Origin of the sequence: Fulvivirga kasyanovii (assembly GCF_009711405.1) — a bacterium.
Taxonomy (GTDB): Bacteria; Bacteroidota; Bacteroidia; order Cytophagales; family Cyclobacteriaceae; genus Fulvivirga; species Fulvivirga kasyanovii.
Window position 1 is genome coordinate 18,819 of the sequence record NZ_SMLW01000650.1, and the last position, 9,394, is coordinate 28,212.

Here is a 9,394-nt window from a genome sequence, read left to right on the forward strand (position 1 = left end):
ACCGGGTCAAGCATTACCGCTTATAAAATTATGGCATGCGCTTAAACAAAAAAGCAAATACAATTTAAGTAGTATTTGCTAAACATGGTCTCTATATACTCAAATAAAAGATATTTACCCGAGAGCTATTCCGCGGTATCAGCTACAATGCTTTCGTCATCCAAGAGTCGCTGGGCACGGAACTGGTGTTGTTGCAGGACGGGAAGGTTGGTATCTATCCAATCCTTAATAGGGTGAGTATAGGCAATGTTCTGTATGGCATTTTGATATTTATCTATATCCTTTTTGTGGCCTTCGACCATCATTTTCAGGAAGTTTTCATTAAACTCAGTATCCGTCATAGCAAGTTTTTGTACCTTTTTTTCATGGGCAGGGTCAAGGCCTTCTACAATTTTAAGGTTTTGCCCCGCGGCTATTTCTTTAAGCTTGGCCAGGGATTGCTTATGATCAGTCATTAAATTTTGGGCATATCCGGCTACCGCCTCATTGGTGGTCTTATCTTTAACCAGGTCTGCAATTTTGATTTGCATAATGTCGATCATGGCCGCTTCCTGCATGAAATTATTGATCTCCAATTCATCCCAGGTTTCGCCTTCTGCTATTTCACGTTCTTTGTACTGGGTTTCATCGTCTTCTATGAGGTTTTCGTCCCCGCTGTCAACCTTACTTTTTTGCGAGTCACAGCTTATCAAGCCAAACAATATGGCCGCGAGTAGTACTAATTTTATATATTGAAGTTTCATGGTTATGCTCCGTTGGTTTAATGGTATCACTTACCTAGTAAACCTGTGGAACGGGCATAATGTTTAAAGGGAAAAGGAGCCGGAAGAGTAGCTTTTATATAAAAGGAGAGCCTGATAACGCTCCCCTGGTCAGAATCTATTTTTTATCAGAGATAACCCCGGTATATTTGAATGTCCGGTCTTCACCGCTGTCTATACCTTTGGCTACTACGTCGGCTTCAATGTGCCACTGGCCCTCTTCCGATTTCCTGCCTTTGAGGGTGCCACTGATGATGGGGTTATAACCTCTGTCCATGCACCGGCACTCGCTGATAAGTACATACGCTTGTTTTTCTTTCCAGGCTTCCCCGGTAATTTCAAATGTTTTGGCATGTTCAGGAATGTCAAACACCAGCGTGGTTGTAACCTGAGCATCGACCCGGGGATCGCCACCATGCACTGTTTTGATTTCAAAAACTATGCATTTGCCTTTTTCCATCTTCACACCTTCTTCGGTGTGGGTCAGTTTTTTATTGTAATTGATGGTGACTTCCGGCATATCGGATTTGGGCTCTTGCTGGGCATGAGTAGTGGCAGAAGCCGCCACTACCAATACTAAAGCTGAGATTAAGCTGTAAATATTTTTAATCCTCATGAATAACAATTTTGTTGATTTTGTCGCCCTGACGGATCAGGTCTATTACTTCCAGGCCTTCAACTACCTTGCCAAAACAAGTGTGGTGCCTGTCGAGTCCGGCGGTGTTGTCCCTACTGTGACAGATAAAAAACTGGCTTCCGCCGGTGTTTCTTCCGGCATGTGCCATGGAAATAACGCCCCGGTCGTGGTATTGATTGTCACCATCCAGCTCACAATTGATTTTATAACCGGGACCTCCATATCCGGTACCCTCGGGGCATCCACCCTGGATAACGAAATTAGGGATTACTCTATGGAAAGTAAGGCCGTCGTAGAATCCTTTTTTTGAAAGGTCAATGAAGTTCTTTACAGTGTTGGGAGCGTCTTTCTCATAAAACTCCAACTTCATCGTACCTTTTTCGGTAATTATTTCTGCTGTTTTCATCTGGGAATTTGATCTGAATATTGTGTTTTCTAAAGTTTAGGTGCAAAAAACTTTTTTGCGAATCTTTTGCGTAAAGCTACCAAATTTCTCTGTTAATCCGTTTATTTTGTATGCATGCTGAGTATCCAAACTAAAATGAAGCTGATCAACTGGTGGCCGCCTATGCTAGGTACAGGTATCAGTTTAAAGAAGGTGTCCAAAGACATGACCACTTTTGAAGTGATCATGAAGCTGAGGTGGTATAACCGCAACCTGGTTGGCATACACTATGGAGGTTCGCTTTACTCCATGTGCGACCCATGGTATATGTTTATCTTGATGGCGAATTTGGGCAAAGGCTATGTAGTGATGGACAAGGCTGCTGCTATCAGGTACAAGAAACCCGGAAGAGGCACTTTAAAGTGTGTTTTTCATATTAGTAAATCTGAAATAAAGGAGATACGCAGTGAGATCGACATGATCGGAAAGAAAGACTACACCTTTACCTGCGAAGTAATGGATGAAGAAGGGGAGGTGGTGACCGAAGTGGACAAGGTGGTATATGTGCGGAAGAAGGATTTTGACTTTGAAGCTCTGGAAAAGGAGAAAGAGGCGGGCAATACTAAAATTCCAGGGTAAGCTGGTAGGAGACCGGTTCTTCTATTTCATGGTTCAGGTTGGAGATGGCAAGCCCCAGTAGCCTGATCTTTACATCAGCCGTATCGAAGGTTGTCAGTAACTCCTCATAGAGCGAGGTGATCTGCTTTTCATTTTCTATCCATTTCGTAATGGTTTTGCTTCGTGTAATCTGTTGAAAATCGTGGAATTTTACTTTTAAAGTAAGGGTCTTGCCCTTTGTGTTTGACCTATCCATCCGGTTGACCAGTGTTTCTTTAATGCTCTCAAGTTCTTTCCTGATTTCGTCAGGCTGAGTGAGGTCATGTGAAAATGTGTTTTCGGCACCCAGCGATTTACGGATGCGGTGCGGGTTCACTTCACGGTCGTCAATAGCACGGGCTATTCGGTAGTAGTACCTGCCGGATTTACCAAACCTGATAGCCAGATCGGATTCGCTGTATTTTTTCAGATCAAGGCCATTTTTGATTCCCATTTTGTGCATTTTCTCGGCTGTTACTTTGCCTATGCCAAAGAAGCGCTCAATAGGCAGGGCTTCTACATAAGCTTCCGCTTTCTCCGGGGGAATAAGGAAAAGGCCGTCAGGTTTGTTGACATCGGAGGCTGTTTTTGCCAGGAATTTGTTAATAGAGATGCCGGCAGAAGCCGTGAGTTGGGTTTTTTCTTTGATCCGTGCTTTGATCTCGCGCGCGATAAGGGTAGCGGAAGGCATATTCTTTTTGTTATGGGTTACATCCAGGTAGGCCTCATCAAGGGAAAGCGGCTCTACCAGGTCGGTATACTCAAAGAAAATTTCCCTGATTTGATTAGACACTGCTTTGTAGGCATCAAACCTTGGTTTAACAAAGATCAGGTCAGGGCATTTGCGTGCTGCTATGGAGGATGGCATAGCGGAGCGGACTCCAAATTTGCGGGCTTCATAGCTGGCTGCAGCCACCACACCTCTGTCGGAGCTTCCCCCAACAGCGACGGGCTTTCCTTTTAATGCGGGATTGTCCCGTTGCTCTACAGAGGCAAAAAAGGCATCCATGTCTATATGTATAATCTTTCTCATGTAATAATAAGCCCTGGCTTGCAATGGTTTATACGGCGAATTGAACCCTCCGGATTTATTGTGCCTGCCGGGATCAAAATTAGTTGAATTATTTTATTTGATCTTTCTGAAAAGGTATAGGATATTTGCGGTCTGATTTGTGAATGATGAGTAAAAAGAAACTGTTTTTTTTATTTGCATTGATTTTTTTCGGGGCGATGATCTACATCACCTACGATATTTCAATGCGTACTACCTTCCCTGGATCAAAACCACAGCTAAAGGAGCGATTGCTCCATGGTGACAAGCAGCAGAACGATACTGCGGCTGTTGATAGTCTTGATAAAGTGCAATTCAACGACGATTAATGCAATTCGTCGGGTATATTGGGTTGTTTATCGATCGCTGATTGATAGAATCAGGGAAGCGTTGTAAGTTAGTATCAATTAAAGCCAACTATAGACAACAAAGAAATCCCTTGAGGCCAGGTCCTTGAGGGATTTTTTTATTTACACCACTTTGTTTCTGCCGTTTTACTGTTTTTCAGCCCCGCAAGTCCAGGATCAAGCCGAATTTCTGGGGAAACACTAAGTTTTCATGGATCAGTCGGAATTTCTGGGGAGCCCCTAACACTTTCACTTTGCTGACAGACAGTTGTTAATAGCAATCGGCAAAAGCAGTAGGCAAAGGCGTATAATATAATAATAAGCTCGGTTTACTGACTTTCAGTATCCAGTTTCACTTTACTTGTTTTACTCCCCAAACCATTTACTCACAGGTTTTACGCTTGTTCCCAAGTCCACCCCTACAAGTCCTCCTGGCGGTAGGAAGGAGTAAACTAAATGCGGAAAAGATACTCCTGAGAAGACACCTATCTTGTTGAACAGTACTTCTATTGACCGTTTCGGTCACTGGGCGGCAATATATGCCGTTGGTCGTAGAGGGGTTTGCAACTGAGCAGGAGGGTGTTACCTTTGAATCAATTAAAGCCAACTATAGACAACGAAATTTCCCCTGGAGCAAGGTCTTCAGGGGATTTTTTGTTAAAAGTAATTGGTATTTTCAAGGGGATTATAATTGAAAAGAAGCGGATCAAGCGGAATTTCTGGGGGAGACCCTAAATTTTCACCTCTTTGCTGACAGACAGTTGTTAATCAGCAATCGGCAAAAGCAGTAGGCAACTCGGTATAATAATAACCATAAGCGCGGTTTACTGATTTTAGTGGCAAGTTTTACATTACTTGCTTTACTTTCCAGTCCATTTACTCCACAGGTTTTACGTTTGTTCCAAAGAAGCTCGTCATCCTGAAATTTTTGCTTTATGCGCAGAATATCATAGCTGAACTTTATAGAAAATATTCAGGATCTCCTGGATCAGGGGCAGTTCATGAGCCCTTTAACTACACACTTACTTATACGATCCCGCAAAGAACACAGCTGCACCAACCTGCATAATGTTAAATGTATGTAAACCAAAATGCCCTGGAGTCCTCTTCGAGAAGACATCCGCTGGGAAGGCTAAAAAGTATTCGGTGATTTTGGAGAATTGTACTAAAAGAAAATAGACCTTCATCCTGAAATTTTCTTTTTCATACATAGGGATATCATTGCTGAATTTCATAAAAAAATATGTAGGATCTCCCGGATCAGAGGCAGAGCATGACCCACTGTGTTAGACTTTGCAAATGCATCTCTTGCTACGTAGTACTTTTATTGACTGGTACGGCAACTTGACGGCGGTATATGCCACTGGTCGTGGTGGTGTTTGCAACTGAGCGGGAGGGTGTTACCTTTGAATCAATTAAAGCCAACTATAGACAACGAAATTTCCCCTGGAGCAAGGTCTTCAGGGGATTTTTTGTTATATTCCTTTTGGCCTGCTGCGCTTACAAGATATCCCTTTTCAATTAAAACAAGCTTTGATACCTGCTAAGCCGGCCTAATGTCAGGCGTATGCGGGCTAAGATACGGATCAAGCTGAATTTCTGGGGAGACCTTGAAATTTTTACCTCTTTGCTGACAGACAGTTGTTAATAGCAATCGGCAAAAGCAATCGGCAAACTCGTATAATATAACAATAAGCGCGGTTTACTGATTTTCAGTGGCAAGTTTCACATTACTTGTTTTACTTTCCAATCTATTTACTCCACAGGTTTTACGCTTGCCCCTAAGATACTGCAGAGTATCTTCCTCAGTTTTTGCATGGAATAATCAATAAGCAAGAACCAACCTAGTCAATTCCTCCCTTACATCAGGATGACTTGCTGTATGAAGGCCTGCGGTGTTAGACTTTGTGCAAATGCGTGCCTTGCGGTATGGCGAAGTCTTAGCTGTTTGTTATATGGGTGTGCTTAATTACCTTCCTTGAGTATTTTCTGGTAGTAAACAGGCTTTTGTGCTTAATTTTGCGCTTAAGCAAGCTATTATATCACCATTGTTCACTTATTGTACACCTGCTTTTCTGTAGGTGTATACCCCATATAAGCAATTATATAGCTGTTGCCAGCAACGGATTTATTCTCTTTGACTTTGCGTATAGCGGCAATGTTGTTTGCCATGATTTTACGCAAAAGTTAAAGTTTAAACTCGTAAATTGAATAAGGAGGCAACCAATGCAAAGCTATCTCCGTGATGAGGGCAAAAGGTCGAAAAATACAGTTAACCCTGGCTATGACATGATCTTGATAGAGGGATGTAAAAGTAAAAATAGAGAGAGTCAACGTATGCTGTATAAGCATTACTACGGCTATGCCATGAGCATATGTGTCAGGTATGCTCAGGATCAGGAAGAAGCCAGGGAAATCTTGAATGATGGTTTTATGAAGGTTTTTGCTAAAATTGATATGTATGATCCGAAGAAGTCATTCAAAGGGTGGCTCAGAAGAATACTTATCAACACGGCCATTGACCATTTCAGGGCAAATAAAAAGCATTATTATCATGCGGATATCACTGAGGGGCACGATCAGATGGACAGTGTGGATGTGGTGGACGACATGTCGCATAATGATATTCTTGAACTGGTCCAGAAACTTTCTCCCATGTACAGGACGGTATTTAGTTTGTATGCCATTGATGGGTACAACCACGAGGAGATAGCAAAGCAGTTGGGGATTTCGGTTGGGACTTCAAAATCCAATTTGTCCAAAGCCAGGGCCAATTTGAGAAAGATGTTAATGAAGTTGAATAGAGAAATTTATGAGCAATATATCTGACAAGGATTTAGATAAGCTGTTTAGGGAGGCTGCAGAAGGGTATCAGACATCTTTTGATGAATCTGCCTGGGAGGATATGGAGCGGAGAATGGACGACGGAGGTGACGATGGGTTCTCTTATTTCAAGATCCTGGGTGGCATCATTGGCATTTTATTGCTTGGCTCCGTCGTGATCTGGTGGGTTTCTTCCGAAAATCAAGGGGTGCTTTCCGGAGGTGAGATTTCACAGGTAGCAACTCAATCTCAACCTCAATCTCAATCGATAGAAGGAATTGAAGCCAGTGGTGTGGACGCTGAAAATGCTTCCGGGAAAAGCGGACAAGATATACCTGACAGGGCCGTAGGGGGCGAAGAAGAGCCTAAACAACAGACCTCTCAAAGTAATATGGGTGATCAGGGCAATGATAAAACGGGTCAAAATAGCAATTCAGGAGAGCGTGATGAATCCGGACAGCATTTGAGGAATGAGCATACTAATGACCAGCAACATTTGAATCATGGATCTGGTACTAAGGGTGAGTCTCATGGCTCTGGCACTAAGGGTGAACAGTTAGAAAAGGGTTCTGGCAAGTTGGGAAGGAATATAGTCGATGCCTCAGCCAGACAGAAAAACCGTAACGATGTGAGAAATAAAGCCTATTTAACTGATGTCAACGAAAATCAATCGGATAAGCATGTGGCGAAAGCAATAAAAAGTGCAGGAGAAGCAGGAAGAATAGACAGCGAAGGGGATAGCGCTGATAGCTTGTGGCTGAAGGAAACCAAAGAAAGTGGGTTTTCGGGCAGTAAGGATGAAAGAAATCCTACAGGCTTAAAGCTCACTGTTGGCAATGGAGAAATGGTGTCTGACCGGCAAAGTAATGATAAAAATGGGGTTGAGGGGGAAGTTACCGACCAGGCATCAACTCATGTTAAGGCTCATGGAGGCAATGATAAGGAAGGTGAAATTCTTGCCTATAGAAATAAGGAGGTACCCTTAGCGGATAACGGTAATTCCGAACCGGAGGATAGTGATGACAAGGCATTGAAGTTAAGTGCAGAAAAAGAAGGCGATGATCCATATTCGAAGGATAAACACGGAAAAGACAGGCAGGTATGGGTGTACAGTCCGGCATTTCTAAACAGTATGAGCTATCTGGATTATGAGTACCCATATTCGTTTGATCATCGCGAATTGAATAAAGTTGAGGAGCCGGTACGCAGTGATGTGGAAGAGAAAGAGCAGGCGGGCAGAAGGAGGCTTGCCCTGAAAATCACCTATTCGCCTGATTTGACCTCCGTAGGCTATTTTGAACCTGACAGGCCGGGAAGTAACTTTGGTTTAATGGGCTCATACTTCATTAACAGGTGGAGTATTTCAACAGGAGCTATTTATTCTCGCAAGATCTATTTTAGTGAGGAGAGTTCAGGGGGTGGTTATTACTCCGGCCCGAGCGATTTTACCAGAATAGATGGCGATTGTAAGGTCGTGGATATTCCTATAAACATTAGCTACTACCTGAGCAACAATATCAATCATGGTTTTTACTTCTCCACCGGTTTTTCAAGCTACATCATGCTTAAGGAGAATTATGACTTCCTTACGAGAAGCAATGGTACTGAAAGGGAGTGGTCAAGTGAATACGAAAATGAAAACAATCATTTTTTCAGCATACTTAACCTGTCTATAGGCTATGAAAGGCAGATTAAAAACAGGTTTTTTATTCAATTGGAACCATTTGTGAAAGCACCTGTCTCGGGTATAGGAGAGGGGAAGGTCGACCTGGTTTCCACGGGTGCATTTTTAAATCTGATGTATAAATTCAATCATTAATCAATAAATAAACCAGACTTTTTTTAATATGAAAAGAACGATAAGGACATGTTGTGTTGCCCTTACCTTGGGACTGTTATGGCTTTCAGGATGTACGAGCGAGAAGGATCCTGCTCCTGTAAATTGTGAAGAATCAGACTTGCAGGTCGGGATTGATCAGGTGCAGAATGTATCGGATTGCCTTGCCGAGGATGGTGGTGTTACCGCTTCTGCGCAGGGTGGACAGGGTGATTTTGAATATAGTGTCAACGGAGTAGACTTTCAGGCATCAGGCGAATTTACAGGACTTTCTGCCGGTAATTATGTGCTAACGGTACGTGATGCCGGGGAATGTGAAGTAACCAGTTCGTTTACCGTAGCCGTGGATGGCTCTTTGCTGGCCATTAACAGTATAACAGCTACAACAGCGGGATGTGAATCTGATGGCGGTGAGATCGTTGTGGATGCCTCGGGAGAAGGTGAACTGTCGTACCAACTTGATAATGGTACTTTTCAGGCTTCCAATACTTTCAGCGGGTTAACTGCAGGTACTTACAGGGTAGTGGTAAAAGATGGCGCCGGCTGTCAGATTTTTGCAGAAAAGACCATCCTTAACGGTATAAGCTACGAGCAGCAGGTGAAGGAGATCATTACTACAAATTGTGCAGTCGACGGGTGCCATAATGGTGACCTGGGAGCCAGCCTGAACTGGACTGTTTTTTCCAATGTGAAGGAGCATGCAGATGGTATAAAAAGGCTAACCGGGAATGGCAGCATGCCTCCGTCAACTTCAAATCAGTCATTAACGCAAGAGCAAAAGGACCTTATCGCCTGCTGGGTGGAAGATGGAGCGCTGAATAACTAACTACTACTATAGCATTAAGAGTGATAACAATAACATTAACAACCATGAATCTAAAAGCAAAACTATTAAT

Annotated in this window: 9 protein-coding genes; 5 read left to right on the forward strand and 4 right to left on the reverse strand. The window is 43.0% G+C overall.

The features are described 5' to 3' along the window. Positions 1-125 precede the first annotated feature (125 nt). The 3 genes from E1163_RS23945 to E1163_RS23955 form a co-directional block, all read right to left on the reverse strand. Complete coding sequence (locus tag E1163_RS23945; protein WP_155175108.1) at positions 126-743, reverse strand: DUF4142 domain-containing protein; 618 nt, start codon at positions 741-743, stop codon at positions 126-128. A 136-nt stretch (positions 744-879) separates the two neighbouring features. Then, entirely contained in the window at positions 880-1,377 is a 498-nt protein-coding gene (locus E1163_RS23950) for a hypothetical protein (RefSeq protein ID WP_155175110.1), read from the reverse strand. Then, complete coding sequence (locus E1163_RS23955; protein WP_155175112.1) at positions 1,367-1,804, reverse strand: peptidylprolyl isomerase; 438 nt, start codon at positions 1,802-1,804, stop codon at positions 1,367-1,369. Before E1163_RS23955 ends, E1163_RS23950 begins: the two co-directional genes overlap by 11 nt. Positions 1,805-1,918: 114 nt before the next feature. Between E1163_RS23955 and E1163_RS23960 the strand changes: the two genes are divergently transcribed. Continuing rightward, the gene (locus tag E1163_RS23960; RefSeq protein WP_246223854.1) at positions 1,919-2,422 is read left to right on the forward strand and encodes a DUF4442 domain-containing protein; all 504 of its coding nucleotides are present in this window, start codon (positions 1,919-1,921) and stop codon (positions 2,420-2,422) included. Here E1163_RS23960 and dinB read toward each other — a convergent pair. Further along, entirely contained in the window at positions 2,406-3,473 is a 1,068-nt protein-coding gene (gene dinB, locus E1163_RS23965) for a DNA polymerase IV (RefSeq protein WP_155175114.1), read from the reverse strand. The genes E1163_RS23960 and dinB overlap by 17 nt on opposite strands. Before the next feature lie 143 nt (positions 3,474-3,616). Here dinB and E1163_RS23970 point away from each other — a divergent pair, with 143 nt between their 5' ends. The 4 genes from E1163_RS23970 to E1163_RS23985 all read left to right on the forward strand — a co-directional run bounded on the left by E1163_RS23970 (position 3,617) and on the right by E1163_RS23985 (position 9,324). Further along, positions 3,617-3,820: a hypothetical protein gene (locus tag E1163_RS23970; RefSeq protein ID WP_246223855.1), complete on the forward strand. Its 204-nt coding sequence runs from the start codon at positions 3,617-3,619 to the stop codon at positions 3,818-3,820. 2,244 nt (positions 3,821-6,064) lie between these two features. After that, positions 6,065-6,667, forward strand: a complete 603-nt coding sequence (locus E1163_RS23975) for an RNA polymerase sigma factor (protein WP_246223856.1) — start codon at positions 6,065-6,067, stop codon at positions 6,665-6,667. Next, positions 6,651-8,480: a porin family protein gene (locus E1163_RS23980; RefSeq protein WP_155175116.1), complete on the forward strand. Its 1,830-nt coding sequence runs from the start codon at positions 6,651-6,653 to the stop codon at positions 8,478-8,480. The genes E1163_RS23975 and E1163_RS23980 overlap by 17 nt, the downstream gene beginning before the upstream one ends. Positions 8,481-8,508: 28 nt before the next feature. Continuing rightward, the gene (locus E1163_RS23985) at positions 8,509-9,324 is read left to right on the forward strand and encodes a hypothetical protein (protein WP_155175118.1); all 816 of its coding nucleotides are present in this window, start codon (positions 8,509-8,511) and stop codon (positions 9,322-9,324) included. Positions 9,325-9,394 lie beyond the last annotated feature (70 nt).